Source organism: Enterobacter wuhouensis, from assembly GCF_035835995.1.
Taxonomy (GTDB): domain Bacteria; phylum Pseudomonadota; class Gammaproteobacteria; order Enterobacterales; family Enterobacteriaceae; genus Enterobacter; species Enterobacter wuhouensis.
Map to the genome: position 1 here is coordinate 3,367,622 of NZ_CP142124.1, position 16,907 is coordinate 3,384,528.

A 16,907-nucleotide genomic window follows, 5' to 3' on the forward strand; every position below is an offset into this window, starting at 1 on the left:
TGTCTGCTTTGCCGGGTGGCGCTATCGTTTACCCGGCCTACGGTTCGAGCTTTTGCAGGCCGCACGATTCGTAGGCCGGGTAAGGCCAAGCCGCCACCCGGCAAAACTAGCGCGTGATCCACAGCGTGGGCCAGGCATCTGGCCCGTTCCATCCGTCGCAGCTGGGCTCTTCTGCATAACGCACCAGGCGGAAGCGCTGCCCATCAAAACGCCAGCGCGTCTGGATACCGCAATCGCCCATCCCTCGCCCCAGCGCCAGGGTGGTCAACTCACGCGTTTTTTCATCAAAGCTGGCGTTCATCAGCTCCATTTCACTGCTTTCGCTGGAGGGAGTAAACGGCAGGCGCAACCGCACGCTGCGCGCGGCAAAGGGTTTTTTACGCGACACCAGCCACGCCAGATCGACCGTGTTGTACGCCCCCGCTTCACAGCTCACGATCAGCAGCGCTTTGTCATCGGTTAACGCGGTTACGCGGACTTCGCGGCGGTTTGGGTCAAGGGAGCACTGGCTGTTGTTCATTCGCCAGGTACCGTAATCAAGCAGGTCGTTCAGCTCAGCGTGGGAGAGCGGCGTGGGGGTCGGGTTCACCACCGCCACCTTTTTTAAGGCAGGCGCGGGCGGGACGCTCAACGGCGGATCGTCGCCTTTTTTAATCCAGGCGGTTTCACTCCCGACGCGCTTTTGCTGCGCGTCGATAAACAGCAGCGCCGCCTTCAGCCCATCCAGTGAGATAACCTGATTTCCGCCTTTCAGGGTCAGGGTTTTCCCTTCCTGAATGTTTTTCAAAAATGCCGTGATGGTCGCCGCATCGTCAGTTTTCAGATGCCAGGGAGTTAACTGCCAGCGCGGCCCCTCAGGCCTCAGCGGTACATTATCCAGCAGCAGGCGCGGCGCAATATCCGGCTCTTTAACCGATGGCGCGGACAGGCCGCCAAGATCGATACGCAGCGTGGCATCGGTTTTCGCTCCCGCGCTCCGGCTGAGCGTCATGACCAGGCCACGGTGTTCCCCCGTATTACGCGCAACGCAAAAGTTCTGATTATTGCAGGTGACCTGCCAGTCAGAGAATGATTGCTGAGCGGGCGCGGCCCACGCCAGCGGCGCGGGCAGCACGCAGAATAAGAAGATAATAAAAACGCAGTGGCGCATGAATGGCACAATCCCGGAAACGAAAACGCATATCTGGGCAGTATCTTCGTGTTCCAACCGTGCTGGCTCAATCGGATTTATCGGATAGATTTATCCGAAACACAGCCTATTACCGTCCGAAAGGGGAATTCATTAAACCGGTTGTCTGTAAATACTGCAGCAATATCACCGCCTTACCGTCTTTAATTTCACCGGAACGCACCATTGCCAGCGCCCGGGAAAAAGGTAATTCCAGCACTTCGATATCCTCGTCCTCTACGCCCCCGCCCCGGTGCGTCCGCTGCGCGTCGCTGTATTCCGCAATAAAGAAATGGACCAGTTCCGTCACGCCACCGGGCGACATGAACAGTTCGAAGACTTTGGTCACCTCTCCTACTTCAAAACCGGTTTCTTCAACCGCCTCTTTACGGATGCAAACCTCAGGCTCATCATCGTCAAGCAGCCCTGCGCAGGTTTCAATCAGCCGTCCGTCAGGGTTGCCATTGACCCAGGTCGCGACGCGGAACTGGCGGATCAACACCACGCTCTGTTTTTCACGGCTATAGAGCAAAATGGTTGCGCCATTTCCGCGGTCGTAGACCTCGCGCTTGTGGCGAATCACTTCACCGTTACGGCGCGTTAAGTCATAGGTGATGTTGCGCAGGACAAAGTAATTTTCAGAGAGGATTTTGTCTTTGATCACGTCGATTTTCAGGGTCATGCGGGCTCCACGGCAAAATGAGTGCATTTATATTACGCCGCGAAACCCGCTTTGTCGCCCGCCGGGGTTAATGCATTTTTAGCGGATTGACGCCAAGCCAGTCGAGAATGCCCTGCGCCGCATGCCGCCCTTCCGCCATTGCGGTGACGACCAGATCCGCGCCGCGCACGGCGTCCCCGCCCGCAAAAATCTGCGGGTTGGAGGTCTGGTAGCGATAGCGGCTCTCCACCGAGGCAACGATGCGCCCCCAGTCGTCCGTCTCGACGCCCTGCGCCTGCAGCCAGGGCATCGCATGGGGGTTAAATCCAAACGCCATGATGACCGCATCGGCGGGCATCACGAACTCGCTGCCCGCAATCGGAACGGGCCGACGGCGCCCCTGCGCATCCGGCTCTCCCAGCTCCGTACGCAGCATACGGATACCGTTAACCCGACCGCTGGGATCGCGCGTCAGCTCAATGGGCTGGAGGTTAAACTCAAATTCAGCCCCCTCTTCCTTCGCGTTCTTGACCTCTTTTTTAGAGCCAGGCATGTTGGCCTCATCCCGGCGATAGGCGCAGGTGACTTTGTTCGCCCCGTGGCGTAGCGCGGTACGCACGCAGTCCATCGCCGTATCGCCGCCGCCCAGCACCACCACGTTAAGCCCCCGCGTGTCGATAAACGGCTCGGCCTCCGTCGGCGCTAGCCCCATCACGTGCCTCGTGTTCGCCACCAGGAACGGCAGCGCGTCGTAGACCCCCGGCGCATCCTCGTGCGGTATTCCCGCTTTCATGGAGCGATAGGTTCCGACGCCAATAAACAGCGCATCGTAGTCTTGCTGCAGCTGCGACATCGACACGTCCTGACCCACTTCGCAATTCAGCTCAAAGTGGACCCCCATCGCGGTAAAAATCTCTCTGCGCCGGGCGAGCAGGGATTTGTCCAGCTTGAAGGCGGGAATGCCAAACGTCAGCAGGCCGCCGATCTCCGGGTGACGATCGTACACCGTCACGCTTACGCCGCGGCGTACCAGCACGTCGGCGCAGGCAAGTCCTGCCGGGCCTGCGCCGACGATCGCCACGCGCTTATCTACCGGTGAAATCCCGCTCATATCCGGCATCCAGCCCGCCGCCAGCGCCCGATCGGAGATGTAGCGCTCAATATTGCCAATGGTCACTGAACCCGATTCATCGCGCAGGGTGCAGGCTCCTTCACATAATCGATCCTGGGGACAGACGCGGCCGGTGATTTCAGGTAAACAGTTGGTCTGGTGCGAAAGCTCGGCCGCACCGACGATATCCCCGGCTTTGATGCGTTCAATCCACTGGGGAATGTGGTTATGCAGCGGACAGGTCCATTCGCAGATGCTGTGCTCGCCGCACTTCAGGCAGCGGGACGCCTCGCGCTGAGCCTGTTCGGCCCGAAACGGCAGGTAGATTTCGTTGAAATGGCAGGCGCGCGCTTTCGCAGGGAGCTTATCCGGCTCGCCGCGCGCGGGCGTGTTTTGCATCTGCTGCTGCAGGGTTTGCGGGCGTTCCCGTTGAACCGATTCGCCGTGCCAGGGCTGAGATTCCAGGCGAGCCGTGCGCTGTCGACGCGCCTTCGCCAGATTTTCCAGCACCGCGGGCGTCGCGAGGGTGAGAACCCCCGCCGGACAATTTTCGATACAGGCCGGGCCCCGTGGACGATCCAGGCAGAGATCGCATTTATGCGCAGAGGCTTTCACGCTCGCGTTATCCAGCGGCGTGACGATAATGTCCATGGTGCCAAACGGACAGGCCACCACGCAGGCTTTGCAGCCAATGCATTTTTGCTGATTCACCTGTACGCTGTCAGCGAGCCTGTCGATCGCCCCGTTTGGGCAACTTTGCGCGCAGGGGGCATTTTCGCAGTGGTGACAGGTGACAGGACTGTTCTTCACGCCGGATTTGAGGACCGTAATGCGGGGATGAAAATGGCGCGCGCTCAGGACATGCTGTTCGCCGTTGTGCGCCATCACGCAGGCAACCTCGCAGGCCCGGCAACCAATGCATTGCTGGCTGTTGGCCATAATAAAACGATTCATAACAACACCTGTTTCTGGTTCAATAACCTTAATCTTTATAAGAATATTGTATTAACCGACGGCAACGTTATCAGGCAATGTTCAAATGCCCAGGAAGCCCAACTATCTCCAGTGAACCTGTGGCAGATCAATTTTATTCAGGAAGCTGTTCTGTGACCGTTAAACGCCCCGTTTCGGGAAGCCTTGCCCGGGCTTTCTTTTCGATTATCGTGCTGTCCGTTTTGACCAGCACCGTTGCGCTATTCACGCTTGCCAGCAGCCAGCGCGACGCAGAAGCGATCAACATTGCCGGATCGCTGCGCATGCAGAGCTACCGTCTTGGCTACGAGATGCAGCGCAACAGCCCGTCGCTTTCGGAACATCGCAAAGACTGGCAGCAAACCCTGAGCGCCCCCGCGCTCACCACGCTGAGCCGCTGGTACGTGCCGGACGATGTTAAACAGCGCTATCAACAGCTGCATCTTGCCTGGCAGGAGATAGACCAGCGCATCGCCAGCGGCGATACCCTGTGGTATCAGAATCACATAGAGGATTTTGTCAGCCGCATTGACGCCTTCGTCCTGGCCCTCCAGCACTATACCGAACATAAAATTCAGCTGGTGATCCTGATGTCCCTGGCAGGCGGTCTTGGCATTCTGCTGCTGACGGTACTGACCCTGCGGCGCATACGCCGCCAGGTGGTGTTGCCGCTCAACAACCTGGTGGCGGCAAGCGAACGCATTGAGCAAAGACAGTTTGATACCCCTGCCCCGGATACGCATCTGCCGAACGAACTGGGCCAGCTCTCGCGCGCGTTCAATCATATGTCGGCGGAACTGCACACGCTTTATCGCTCGCTGGAACGCTCCGTTGCCGAAAAAACGCACCACCTCAACGAGGCGCACCAGCAGCTGGAAATGCTGTTCACATGTTCTCAGGCGCTGAACACCGGCCAGATAGACAGCCACTGCTTCAGGCATATTCTGCAGATTGTGCATGAATACACCCGGGTGAATTACCTGGAGCTGCGCACCAGCGACGACTGGCGGCTTTGCGAGGGTACAGAGCAGAGCCATGCTGAAATGCAAAGCCTGCCGGTGCTAATGCAGGATACGCTGTACGGGGAATTACGCTGGCAAAGCGCAGCAGGAAATGTTCCCCTCCCGCTGATGAAAAGCGTGGCGACGATGCTGGGACGCGGTCTCTACTTCAACCAGGGGCAAAAGCATTTCCAGCAGCTGCTGCTGATGGAGGAGCGTGCGACGATTGCCCGCGAGCTGCATGATTCGCTGGCACAGGTGCTTTCTTATTTACGCATCCAGCTTACGTTGCTCAAACATGCAATACCGGAGGAAAATGCCCCGGCGCAGGGCATCATCACGGACTTTTCCCGCGAACTTAACAACGCCTGGCAGCAGCTTCGCGAGCTGCTCACCACCTTCCGCCTGACGCTTAACCACGCCAATCTTCCCGCTGCGCTGCAGGAGTCGCTCGACGGATTGCAAAACCAGACGCAGGCGAAGCTGATCCTCGACTGTCGGCTGTCGTCGCTTGCTCTGGACGCGCAAAAGCAGGTTCATTTGTTACAGATCGTGCGTGAAGCGGTGCTGAACGCCATCAAGCATGCCGAAGCGAGCGAGATCACCGTTAGCTGCATTACCGCGGCCGACGGTACGCACACCGTCACCATATGCGACAACGGCATTGGCATTGGCGATGCAAGCGAGCCGCCGGGCCATTACGGGCTGAATATTATGCGCGAGCGCGCAGGTCGGCTCGGCGGAACGCTGCACTTCTCCCAGCCGCAAAATGGCGGAACGCAGGTCAGCGTGACGTTCCGCACGCCTACGGCGCAGGTGGGAAACTAGCGGGGAGGCGTAAAGCGCATGATAATTTACATTATCTCCTTTATTTCTCCACGTTTGACCTTCGTCTTACCGCTAAAGTTAGGCGGCTAATAAACAACAATGACGTGCTGCAAAACGAGGTCACTTTTTCATGGCGAATTTCTTCATCGATCGCCCCATTTTTGCCTGGGTGCTTGCGATTCTGTTGTGTCTGACAGGCGTCCTGGCCATTACTTCACTGCCTGTTGAGCAATATCCCGATCTCGCACCGCCGAACGTGCGCGTCACCGCCAACTATCCCGGCGCATCTGCGCAGACGCTGGAAAACACCGTGACGCAGGTTATCGAACAGAACATGACGGGTCTGGATAACCTGATGTACATGTCCTCGCAAAGTAGCGCCACGGGCCAGGCCACGGTCACACTGAGCTTTAAGGCGGGGACAGACCCGGACGAAGCGGTGCAGCAGGTGCAAAACCAGCTGCAGTCGGCCCTGCGCAAGCTGCCTCAAGCGGTTCAAAATCAGGGCGTCACCGTGCGTAAAACCGGTGATACCAACATTCTGACCATCGCCTTCGTCTCGACCGATGGTTCGATGGATAAACAGGATATCGCCGACTACGTGGCGAGTAATATTCAGGACCCGCTCAGCCGTATTAACGGCGTGGGGGATATCGACGCCTACGGTTCACAATATTCCATGCGCATCTGGCTGGATCCTAACAAGCTGAACAGCGTGCAGATGACGGCCAAAGACGTTACCGACGCTATCGAATCGCAGAACGCCCAGATAGCCGTCGGCCAGCTTGGCGGTACGCCGTCCGTTGATAATCAGGCCCTGAACGCCACCATCAACTCACAGTCCCTGCTCCAGACGCCCGAGCAGTTCAGAAATATTACCCTGCGGGTGAATCAGGACGGCTCCGAGGTGCGTCTCGGCGACGTCGCCACCGTGGAGATGGGGGCGGAAAAATATGACTACCTGAGCCGCTTCAACGGTAATCAGGCGTCAGGTTTAGGGGTGAAGCTGGCCTCCGGCGCGAACGAAATGGCCACCGCCGAGCTGGTGCTAAATCGCCTTGACGAACTGTCGCACTATTTCCCGCACGGCCTGGAGTACAAGGTCGCCTACGAAACCACCTCCTTCGTTAAGGCCTCCATTGAGGACGTGGTGAAAACCCTGCTGGAAGCGATCGCACTGGTATTCCTGGTGATGTACCTGTTCCTGCAAAACTTCCGCGCCACGCTTATTCCCACCATTGCCGTGCCGGTCGTGCTGCTGGGCACCTTCGCCGTGCTGTATGCGTTTGGGTACAGCATCAACACCCTGACGATGTTCGCGATGGTGCTGGCCATCGGTCTGCTGGTGGATGATGCCATCGTGGTGGTGGAAAACGTCGAGCGCATCATGAGCGAGGAAGGGCTATCGCCGCGCGAGGCCACGCGAAAATCGATGGGGCAAATTCAGGGCGCGCTGGTCGGCATCGCGATGGTGCTCTCGGCGGTGTTTATTCCGATGGCCTTCTTTGGCGGCACCACCGGCGCGATTTACCGTCAGTTTTCGATCACCATCGTCTCTGCGATGGTGCTTTCGGTGCTGGTGGCGATGATCCTGACGCCGGCGCTGTGCGCCACCCTTCTTAAACCCTTACACAAGGGTGAGCATCACGGTCAGAAAGGCTTTTTCGGCTGGTTCAACCGCATGTTTAACCGCAATGCGGCGCGCTATGAAGCGGGCGTGGGCAAGATCCTGCACCGCAGCGTGCGCTGGATGGTGGTCTACGTTCTGCTGCTGGGCGGCATGGTGTTCCTGTTCCTGCGTCTGCCGACCTCCTTCCTGCCGCTGGAGGATCGCGGCATGTTTATCACCTCCGTTCAGCTGCCGAGCGGCTCAACGCAGCAGCAGACGCTGAAGGTGGTGCAGAAGGTTGAGGACTATTTCCATACCAAAGAGAAAGATAACGTTGTTTCGGTCTTTTCCACCGTCGGTTCGGGCCCGGGCGGCAACGGGCAGAACGTGGCGCGTATGTTCGTGCGCCTGAAGGACTGGGACCAGCGCGATAGCGACACGGGCTCCTCGTTTGCCATTATCGAGCGCGCGACCAAAGCCTTCAGCCACATTAAGGAGGCGCGGGTATTTGCCAGCAGCCCTCCGGCCATCAGCGGCCTCGGCAGTTCGGCAGGGTTTGATATGGAGCTGCAGGATCACGCTGGCGCAGGCCACGACGCGCTAATGGCCGCCCGCGACAAGCTGCTCGACCTGGCGGGTAAAGATCCCCAGCTGACCCGCGTGCGCCACAACGGCCTGGACGACAGCCCGCAGCTGCAGGTGGATATCGACCAGCGTAAGGCGCAGGCGCTTGGCGTCTCCATCGATGATATTAACGACACGCTGCAAACCGCGTGGGGCTCCAGCTACGTGAACGACTTTATGGATCGCGGCCGCGTGAAGAAAGTGTACGTTCAGTCCGCCGCCAAATACCGCATGCTGCCGGACGATATCAACCGCTGGTACGTGCGTAATAACGCGGGCGGCATGGTGCCGTTCTCCGCGTTCGCCACCTCGCGCTGGGAAACCGGATCGCCGCGTCTGGAACGCTATAACGGCTATTCCGCGCTGGAAATTGTGGGTGAAGCCGCGCCGGGGGTCAGTACCGGTACGGCAATGGATATCATGGAAAAACTGGTGCAGGAGCTGCCGACTGGTTTTGGCCTGGAGTGGACGGCGATGTCTTACCAGGAGCGCCTCTCCGGCGCGCAGGCGCCTGCCCTGTACGCGCTGTCGTTGCTGGTGGTGTTCCTGTGTCTCGCCGCGCTGTATGAAAGCTGGTCAGTGCCGTTCTCGGTGATGCTGGTGGTTCCGCTCGGCGTGATCGGCGCGCTGCTGGCGACCTGGATGCGCGGCCTGGAGAACGACGTGTACTTCCAGGTCGGGCTCCTCACCGTTATCGGCCTGTCGGCGAAAAACGCCATTCTGATCGTCGAATTTGCCAATGAGATGAATGCGAAAGGCCACGACCTGATGGAGGCCACGCTCTACGCCTGCCGTCAGCGCTTACGCCCGATCCTGATGACCTCACTGGCGTTTGTCTTTGGCGTGCTGCCGATGGCGACCAGCTCTGGCGCAGGCTCCAGCAGCCAGCACGCGGTGGGCACAGGGGTAATGGGCGGCATGATTTCAGCAACGATTCTGGCGATCTATTTCGTGCCGCTGTTCTTTGTGCTGGTGCGTCGCCGCTTCCCGCTGAAAGAGCGTCCGGAATAACGGCGTGAAATAAAAAAGGCGGCTCTCGAGGGCCGCCTTTTTATTGTGTGATTAATTCACACTATGGTTATTTTACTTATTTTAGTGCTCTTGCATTCTTACTGAATGTCATTTACGAAGCATACCTTCGATAAAATCTTTCCAGTTCCCCAGTTCACGTTCAATCATAACGACCTCTCTTATTATTATGCGCATTCTACGAAAACGTATCATCATTGTGAAGCCTGCTTAACCTATCGCTGCGATTATACCCCGCTGCAGTCAGGGATTTATGATAAATATGAACGCGAAGCGTCAAATTTTGTGTGACGGATAGCAATATTTTGAAATAACCCTACGACCGGGTGAGAAGTATTTTACCCCCTGAGTTTATTAGAATTTTAAACATGATGGACATCTATGCTTAAATGATGAAAGAATATTCAGCGCACAGGTGTAAGTTGAATTAAGAAGAATTGTAAATCGAGAGAATTCCTGGCTGTGTTATATTTCACATAAGGATATATCTTCGAAATTACTGAACATTTAATCGTCATAAGAGCAAAAGGATTCACCATGGTTGTGATGTACGGCATTAAAAATTGCGACACCATCAAGAAAGCCCGCCGCTGGCTGGAGGCTAACAGCGTCGAGTATCGCTTCCACGATTACCGTGCTGACGGACTTGATGCAGAATTCCTGCATACCGCCATTAACGAGCTTGGCTGGGAAGCGCTGCTGAACACGCGCGGAACCACCTGGCGCAAGCTGGACGAGTCGCTGCGGGCCAGCATCACCGACGCTGACAGCGCGGCAAAACTGATGATGGAAATGCCGGCTATTATCAAACGCCCATTGCTCTGCAAGCCAGGGCAGCCTATGCTGCTGGGTTTCAGTGAAACCCTTTATTCTGAATTTTTCGTTGAGGTGTAGTCTATGTCATGCCCGGTCATTGAGCTGACTCAGCAGCTTATTCGCCGTCCTTCCCTTAGCCCGGACGATGCAGGTTGTCAGGCATTAATGATTGAGCGCCTGTGCGCCATCGGGTTTACCGTGGAGCACATGGATTTTGGCGACACGCAAAACTTCTGGGCATGGCGCGGCCAGGGTGAAACGCTGGCCTTTGCCGGACATACCGACGTCGTTCCCGCGGGTGATGCCGATCGCTGGATCAACCCGCCTTTTGAGCCAACCATCCGCGACGGTATGCTGTTTGGCCGCGGTGCGGCGGACATGAAGGGCTCGCTGGCGGCGATGGTTGTTGCCGCTGAGCGCTTCGTGGCCCAGCATCCAAATCATAAAAACCGCCTCGCGTTTTTGATCACGTCCGATGAAGAAGCCAGCGCGCATAACGGCACGGTTAAAGTCGTTGAGGCGCTGATGGCGCGCAACGAACGCCTGGACTACTGTCTGGTGGGCGAGCCGTCCAGTACCGAAGTGGTGGGCGACGTAGTGAAAAACGGACGTCGCGGGTCGATGACCTGTAACCTCACGATCCACGGCGTTCAGGGGCACGTTGCCTATCCGCATCTGGCCGATAACCCGGTACATCGCGCGGCCCCGATGCTGAACGAGCTGGTGGGCATCGAGTGGGATAAAGGCAACGAGTTCTTCCCGCCGACCAGCATGCAGATTGCTAACGTTAAGGCCGGTACCGGCAGCAACAACGTCATCCCCGGTGATTTCTTCGTCCAGTTCAACTTCCGCTTCAGCACCGAACTGACCGACGAGACGATCAAAGCCCGCGTGCTCGCGCTGCTTGAAAAATACCAACTGCGCTATACCGTAGAGTGGTGGGTTTCCGGCCAGCCGTTCCTGACGCAGCGCGGCAAGCTGGTGGATGCGGTCGTCAACGCCATCGCGCACTATAATGAAATTAAGCCACAGCTGCTGACGACGGGCGGCACCTCTGACGGACGCTTTATTGCCCGCATGGGTGCACAGGTTGTCGAACTGGGTCCGGTAAACGCAACGATTCACAAAATCAATGAATGTGTGAACGCAGCAGATTTACAACTGCTGGCCCGTATGTATCAACGTATCATGGAGCAGCTCGTCGCCTGACGGCTGCCTAAAGAGGATTAGCGAATGGATTGGCTTTCAAAGTACTGGTGGATTCTGGTGCTGGTGTTTCTGGTAGGCGTACTACTTAACGTGATTAAAGACCTTAAGCGCGTTGACCACAAGAAGTTCCTCGCCAACAAGCCGGACCTTCCGCCGCATCGTGATTTCAACGACAAGTGGGACGATGACGACGACTGGCCGAATAAGGACCAGAAGAAGTAATCCCCTCACCCCCAACCCCTCTCCCCGGAGGGGCGAGGGGGGCCATGTTCCCTCTCCCCTCCGGGGGGAGGGTCAGGGTGAGGGGGAAAAACCTCACATAAACTCTACAATATCATCATCATTCGGCTTACCGCCGCTTAGCGCTTCATCAAAATAGTGCTTCGGCACGGTGTAACGCAGATGGTCGAGCGCAAACTGCATGCTGCGATCGTCAATGGCGTGCCCCAGATCGTCAACAATATCCAGCGTCACGTCTCCGCCCTGGCGGATCAGCGCTTCCTGCGCGGCGACCGCATGCGAAAGCTCAATCACCCGATCTTCACCGCCGTGGATCAGATGGATCGTCGTTCGGGTGGTGGCGCGCTGCGGTAAGGTCGCAAAACGACCGTTAAAAGCAATCACGCGGGATACCAGGCCAGGCTCTGCCTTCACGCTTTCCAGCGACATGATTGACCCCTGCGAGAAGCCAATCAGCGCGGTGGCATCGGCACCCACGCCGCTCTGCTGCTGCCAGTAGCGTACGGTGTCGATAAAAGTCGGCATGATGGCATCAATGCGTTCCTGCCGGTTCTCTTCCGTCACGTCCTGCACCGAGAACCACTGGCGCCCGTTCGGGCCGCAAGGCTCCACGCCGCCGATGCTGACGATCAGCGCCTCCGGGAAAATCGGCGCAAACCAGCTGCCAATCTGCCCCATATTGACGGCATTATCGCCCACGCCATGAAACAGAAGCAGTAACTGTTTAGCCGGGGCCTCAGGGCTTTGAACAACAAAGTGGTCGTGTTTCATGGCGTTCTCCTTAATTGATAAGCAGAATTCTACGCCTCTGCGGGGTAATGACCATGTCAGTTTACTGAATAAGTCATTGAAAAAATTGCCATTGCAAAATAGCGTCTTTCAACTGCTGACAGCGCGCACGATCAAGGCTTTCAAGCGCCTGCGCCGCGTCCTTGCGCAGATTTGCCAGCTGCGCTTTTCGTCCTGCGCCGTCCGTTTCCCCGGCCATTTTTCCGCGAAGGGACGGAAGCGGTAGCTCAACGTTTAACAGCAGACGCGTTAAGGCAGCGACAGAGGTCGAAAACGCCCGATGCGCAAAGGCGAACCCGGCCAGCTCCAGCCAGTCATCATCATTAAGGGTAGCGTCCCAGCCGTCGTTCACCGGGATCTTTTCGTCGTTCCAGGCGGATAATACTCGCGCATCGCGACACAGGCGGCGGTGCGCGTGTTCACACAGCGTTTGCCCCGCCTCGCTTTGAGGCAGGAGCGCCATCGCGGTGTAGCAGCCGCTGCTTGCCTCACGATGGCTGCCCATCCGCACGAGCACAAAGCCGCACTGCTGCCAGAAACGCCATAGCTCGTCGGTATAGCCAAAACTCACCGAAAGATAATCCTGCCCATGCGCACTGCGGATCAGTGCCTGCCCGATGCCTTCCCGCTGGCGATGCGGATGCACCGCAATTCGGCTGACCCGTCGTCCTTTCAGCGTTGCCGCCAGCGGCGAACCGCCGTGCGCCGCCAGGGACTGCGCCACCAGGTTGCCGCGTGGACGCCTGAATCCCGCCCAGACGGCACGACTAAGAGCTGCGCTTAGCCCGCCTTCGTCCACCAGCCAGAGCGCGCCCGCGATAGCCGAATCGGTTTGCGCGACGGCAAAATGCTGGCCGGGGGCGTCCATCATCCGGCGCAAATCAAGCGGTGAAGTACGATAGTGCGCAGCGCACAGCAGCTCATACACGCTCGCCACCAGCGGCGGGTTACTCTCCCACGCCCGTGGTTCCAGCGCCGCGAAACGCACCTCACCTTCCGGCTTATGGTCGATAAGCCGATCGTCAAACAGCAGCGCGCGGGCAACGACCCGTTCAAGCGGACACCCGGCAGCCCAGCGAACCGGCGCGGATAAGCTATACCGCTGCAGGGCGCTGAACCGGGCGCAGAACTTCAGCAAAAACCCCCGGCCCGTTCCTTCATACCCCTGCACCGTGGTCGTTAGCAGCACGCGAGGAAAACGCGCGGCCAGCTTCTCAAGAAGCGGGCCAGGAATGGCAGCCGCCTCGTCGACAATCAGCCAGTCGGCCTGAATCGTAGAGGCAAGCAGCGCGTCCGGCGCCATAAAGCGATAGTTATCCCCGGCAAAGCGGGCGATAACGTCGGTTGCACCTTTAGCCGGAGCGGTAACGACGGCGCTGCCCTCAATGCTGTTGAGCAACATCCCGGCCAGGGCGGACTTTCCGCGCCCGCGCGCCGCCGTGACGGCGACAATGCCGCTCTGCAGGGACAGAATTTTGTTCAGGATCTCAGCCTGCTCGCGCTGCGGCGCGCCGCTGGCAGGCTGCCAGTCGGGGACGTCTGGAAAAGAGGGAATCGATAACGGCTGGTTTTGCCGCCACACGATCGCGTCCGGGTCGTCAGCGATCGTACGGCAAAAATGGTGAATAAAGCGCGGTGTGGCGATCGGCTCGGGGCTGTCGCTCCAGCGCACGGAATCTGCGTCCGGCATCTGCGCCCAGCCCGCCAGCGGCGGCACCAGCAGCACAAGGAGGCTGCCGGCGCGCAGGGTACCGCTCAGCGCCGCAAAGGCGGAGACATCGAACCCCGAGCGCGCGTCAAAAACAGCGTGCAGAAACTCGCGCCCCAGCAGGCCGCTGATGGCCTTCGAGGGGTTATCCTCCAGCCACAGCCAGTCGCCGGGCAGATCGTTTCGCAGCGCTGCGGCCTGCGCAGCCGTCCACTGCGCATCGCCGCTGAGCACCACCAGCCGACGCTGCCCTTTGCGCGTAAGCTGGTCGATCAGATTAACAAACGGCAGCATCACATAGCTTTGCCGAAGGTATTACACTGCGCCGGATCGCCGCTGTCGAAGCCGCGCTTGAACCAGCTGTAGCGTTGTTCAGACGTCCCGTGCGTAAAGCTATCCGGCACGACGCGCCCCTGGCTCTGCTGCTGGAGACGATCGTCACCGATGGCCTGCGCTGCGTTTAACGCCTCTTCCAGGTCTCCGGACTCAAGTACGCCCTGCTGCTTCATGCTGTGGCCCCAGACGCCCGCGAAGCAGTCCGCCTGCAGCTCCATGCGCACGGATAGACGGTTAACTTCCGCCTGAGACGCATTCTGCTGCAGCTGACGCACCTTAGGCTCAATCCCCAGCAGCTTCTGCACGTGGTGACCTACTTCATGCGCAATGACATAGCCCTGAGCAAAATCGCCGTCGGCGCCCAGCTTGTTTTTCATGTCGTCATAAAATGAGAGATCGATATAGACGGTGCCGTCAGCCGGGCAGTAAAACGGCCCCATTACCGACTGGCCTGTTCCGCAGCCGGTGCGCGTCGCGCCCCGGTACATCACCAGTTTCGGCTGCTGATAGGTACGCCCCATTTTCTCGAACTGTTGACCCCAGGTGTCTTCGGTCGTCGCAAGGATAACGGAGGTAAATTTGGCCGCTTCATCGTCATTCGGGCTGATTGAATGCTGAGATGGTTGCTGCTGTTGCAGCGGTTCACCGGTCATTAAGCCGGTGAGATCGACGCCGTAATAGCCTGCAACCAGCACCACGATCAGCAGAATAATACCGCCCTTTCCGCTGGGTAACCGGAAGCCGGGACCGCCCATTGAGGGGCCACCGCCGCCACTACTGCGCCTGTCTTCTACATTGTCACTTTCACGACGCCCTTGCCAGCGCATAACTACCTCGAACTATTCCATTAATAATAGCTATGATCGTAGGCGGTTAACGGCAGGATTACCATAGGAAACAAAGGTAAGACGCCAAAGGATGCGAACATCCCTTGGCAAATGAGGAGATTAGTCGAGCTTAACGCCTAAACGATGGGCAACCGCTTCGTACGCTTCGATCAGGCCACCGAGGCTCTGACGGAAACGGTCTTTGTCCATTTTATCCAGGGTTTCTTTATCCCACAGGCGGCTGCCGTCCGGTGAAAACTCATCGCCCAGCACCACTTCGCCTTTGAACAGGCCGAACTCCAGCTTAAAGTCGACCAGGATCAGGCCCGCGTCATCAAACAGCTTTTTCAGCACGTCGTTCGCTTTGTAGGTCAGCTCCTGCATACGCGCCAGATTCTCCTTGCTCACCCAGCCGAAGGTTTCGCAGTAAGATTCGTTGACCATCGGGTCGTGCATGGCGTCGTTTTTCAGGAACAGGTCGAACAGCGGCGGATTGAGTTCGATACCTTCTTCAATGCCCAGACGCTTTACCAGGGAGCCCGCAGCACGGTTACGAACAACGCACTCAACCGGAACCATATCCAGCTTTTTCACCAGACATTCCGTATCGGAGAGCAAGGCTTCCATTTGAGTCGGGATACCCGCTTCGGCCAGCCTGGTCATAATGAAGTGGTTGAACTTGTTGTTCACCATGCCTTTACGATCGAACTGCTCAATGCGTGCGCCATCCCCTGCTGACGTATCATTGCGGAACTCGAGCACCAACAGATCCGGGTTTTCCGTGCTGTATACGGTCTTCGCTTTGCCACGATACAACTCAGCTTGCTTCTGCATCTTGATTACTCCTGGTGTGATGATTTGTGTTCAATACTGGGGATATTATGCCACGCACACGTTTGCGTGGCACGAAAATAAAAAGGGCTGGATTAACCAGCCCTCATATTTATTTGCTGAATGCCGCCTGGAAGACGGCGACCAGCGCATCGTTCTGCGACTGGGTCAGCGTGTGACCTTTCGGGTCGATAAACTGCAAGCTACTGCGGTTATCGAGATCGCCGACCTGGATTTTATAGTCACCAGAAGCCAGCTGTGGATCGCGTGCTCCCAGTTCCTGCCAGGCGCTGTCAGACAGCGGCTTGTACGTTGCCGTCATGCTGCCCGTTGAACGCGTGCTGTCGGTAACCTTCATGCCCACTTTTTCCAGCGTCGCCGGCAGGCGCTGCCAGGTCTGGTTAAACGGCGCACGCACGACCAGCATTGGCAGACCGGTATCATCTGCGGCGCTCTGCACGTCGAAGGTAGAACCGCTGCGGCCCTGCGCAGCATTCGCGGCGTCGGTGGCGTTCTTATCAAGACCAGCGGCAATCACGTTCAGCATTTCGGTGCTGTAACGCTGCATGGACGCCGCATCAGCAACCGGTTTACCCGCCTGCTCCAGGTTCAGCAGCTTAACGGTTACCGCCTGCTGATAGCCCTGTGGTTTCACGGAGACTTGATAACGACCGCGGTACTGCTGATCTTCATCCAGACGGTTCCATTCAATCCAGTCCGTGGTTAAGGTCTGGCTGGCGTCATCGCGTTTATCGATCGTGTAGTTCTTCGACTGAATGACGCTCACCACCTGCGGCCACAGCGTGCTGTTACGGCCATTTTCAACCAGCAGCGATGCCGTATCACCGGCGAACTGGGTACGCGCCCCGCTCACCAGCGCCAGCGGCTGAGCCGGTGGACGAATATCGAGCGCTTTTCCTACCAGACCGCTGCCGTTCGTCACGGGGATATTATAATCGCCGTTCTGAATCGGCAGGATCATGCCGGCAGGTGCGTGAAGTTCAGCAAGCGGCGCGGCATCCAGATAGGATTCATCACCGCTCACCTGGCGCTTGTAGCGCGAGTCTGAACTACAGGCAGCGAGCAGCATAACAAGCGAAACACCCGCAACCTTCGCCAGGCGCGACTTCTGTACTGAATAAGCCATC

Annotated in this window: 14 protein-coding genes; 5 read left to right on the forward strand and 9 right to left on the reverse strand. The window is 57.9% G+C overall.

What is annotated here, in order from left to right; all coding sequences use genetic code 11:
• Positions 1-106: 106 nt before the first annotated feature.
• The 3 genes from VPX56_RS16070 to aegA form a co-directional block, all read right to left on the reverse strand.
• Positions 107-1,150, reverse strand: coding sequence for a DUF1176 domain-containing protein (locus VPX56_RS16070; RefSeq protein ID WP_131634773.1), 1,044 nt, complete (start codon positions 1,148-1,150; stop codon positions 107-109).
• 109 nt (positions 1,151-1,259) lie between these two features.
• A complete protein-coding gene (gene nudK, locus VPX56_RS16075; RefSeq protein WP_326467601.1) occupies positions 1,260-1,850 on the reverse strand; it encodes a GDP-mannose pyrophosphatase NudK in 591 nt (196 codons plus the stop codon).
• A 67-nt stretch (positions 1,851-1,917) separates the two neighbouring features.
• On the reverse strand, positions 1,918-3,894 hold the full coding sequence (gene aegA, locus VPX56_RS16080) for a formate-dependent uric acid utilization protein AegA (protein WP_326467603.1): 1,977 nt from the start codon (positions 3,892-3,894) through the stop codon (positions 1,918-1,920).
• Positions 3,895-4,046: 152 nt separating this feature from the next.
• Between aegA and narQ the strand changes: the two genes are divergently transcribed.
• Together narQ and acrD are read left to right on the forward strand one after the other, a co-directional pair.
• A complete protein-coding gene (narQ, locus tag VPX56_RS16085) occupies positions 4,047-5,741 on the forward strand; it encodes a nitrate/nitrite two-component system sensor histidine kinase NarQ (RefSeq protein ID WP_131634770.1) in 1,695 nt (564 codons plus the stop codon).
• A gap of 130 nt (positions 5,742-5,871) precedes the next feature.
• A complete protein-coding gene (gene acrD, locus VPX56_RS16090; protein ID WP_131634769.1) occupies positions 5,872-8,985 on the forward strand; it encodes a multidrug efflux RND transporter permease AcrD in 3,114 nt (1,037 codons plus the stop codon).
• 108 nt (positions 8,986-9,093) lie between these two features.
• Here acrD and ypfM read toward each other — a convergent pair whose 3' ends face one another.
• A complete protein-coding gene (ypfM, locus tag VPX56_RS16095; RefSeq protein WP_015572204.1) occupies positions 9,094-9,153 on the reverse strand; it encodes a protein YpfM in 60 nt (19 codons plus the stop codon).
• A 387-nt stretch (positions 9,154-9,540) separates the two neighbouring features.
• On the opposite strand from ypfM, the gene VPX56_RS16100 reads away from it, so the two are divergent.
• Genes VPX56_RS16100 through VPX56_RS16110 form a run of 3 tightly spaced genes read left to right on the forward strand, consistent with a single transcriptional unit; the run spans position 9,541 to position 11,250 of the window.
• Positions 9,541-9,897 (forward strand): ArsC family reductase, encoded by a 357-nt coding sequence (locus VPX56_RS16100; protein WP_131634768.1) that lies wholly within the window; start codon positions 9,541-9,543, stop codon positions 9,895-9,897.
• 3 nt (positions 9,898-9,900) lie between these two features.
• A complete protein-coding gene (gene dapE / locus VPX56_RS16105) occupies positions 9,901-11,028 on the forward strand; it encodes a succinyl-diaminopimelate desuccinylase (protein ID WP_326467608.1) in 1,128 nt (375 codons plus the stop codon).
• A 24-nt stretch (positions 11,029-11,052) separates the two neighbouring features.
• Positions 11,053-11,250: a hypothetical protein gene (locus VPX56_RS16110; RefSeq protein ID WP_023308751.1), complete on the forward strand. Its 198-nt coding sequence runs from the start codon at positions 11,053-11,055 to the stop codon at positions 11,248-11,250.
• A gap of 93 nt (positions 11,251-11,343) precedes the next feature.
• On the opposite strand, the gene ypfH is transcribed toward VPX56_RS16110, so the two are convergent.
• From ypfH to bamC, 5 genes are all read right to left on the reverse strand, one after another.
• On the reverse strand, positions 11,344-12,039 hold the full coding sequence (gene ypfH / locus VPX56_RS16115; RefSeq protein ID WP_131634766.1) for an esterase: 696 nt from the start codon (positions 12,037-12,039) through the stop codon (positions 11,344-11,346).
• A gap of 73 nt (positions 12,040-12,112) precedes the next feature.
• Positions 12,113-14,059, reverse strand: a complete 1,947-nt coding sequence (locus tag VPX56_RS16120) for a tRNA(Met) cytidine acetyltransferase TmcA (protein WP_326472089.1) — start codon at positions 14,057-14,059, stop codon at positions 12,113-12,115.
• Positions 14,059-14,928 carry a KPN_02809 family neutral zinc metallopeptidase gene (ypfJ, locus tag VPX56_RS16125; protein WP_326467612.1) on the reverse strand — a complete coding sequence of 290 codons (870 nt, stop codon included), beginning with the start codon at positions 14,926-14,928 and terminating at the stop codon, positions 14,059-14,061. The genes VPX56_RS16120 and ypfJ overlap by 1 nt, the downstream gene beginning before the upstream one ends.
• A 120-nt stretch (positions 14,929-15,048) precedes the next feature.
• Complete coding sequence (purC, locus tag VPX56_RS16130; protein ID WP_131634764.1) at positions 15,049-15,762, reverse strand: phosphoribosylaminoimidazolesuccinocarboxamide synthase; 714 nt, start codon at positions 15,760-15,762, stop codon at positions 15,049-15,051.
• A gap of 109 nt (positions 15,763-15,871) precedes the next feature.
• On the reverse strand, positions 15,872-16,906 hold the full coding sequence (gene bamC / locus VPX56_RS16135) for an outer membrane protein assembly factor BamC (protein ID WP_326467615.1): 1,035 nt from the start codon (positions 16,904-16,906) through the stop codon (positions 15,872-15,874).
• Position 16,907: the final 1 nt, after the last annotated feature.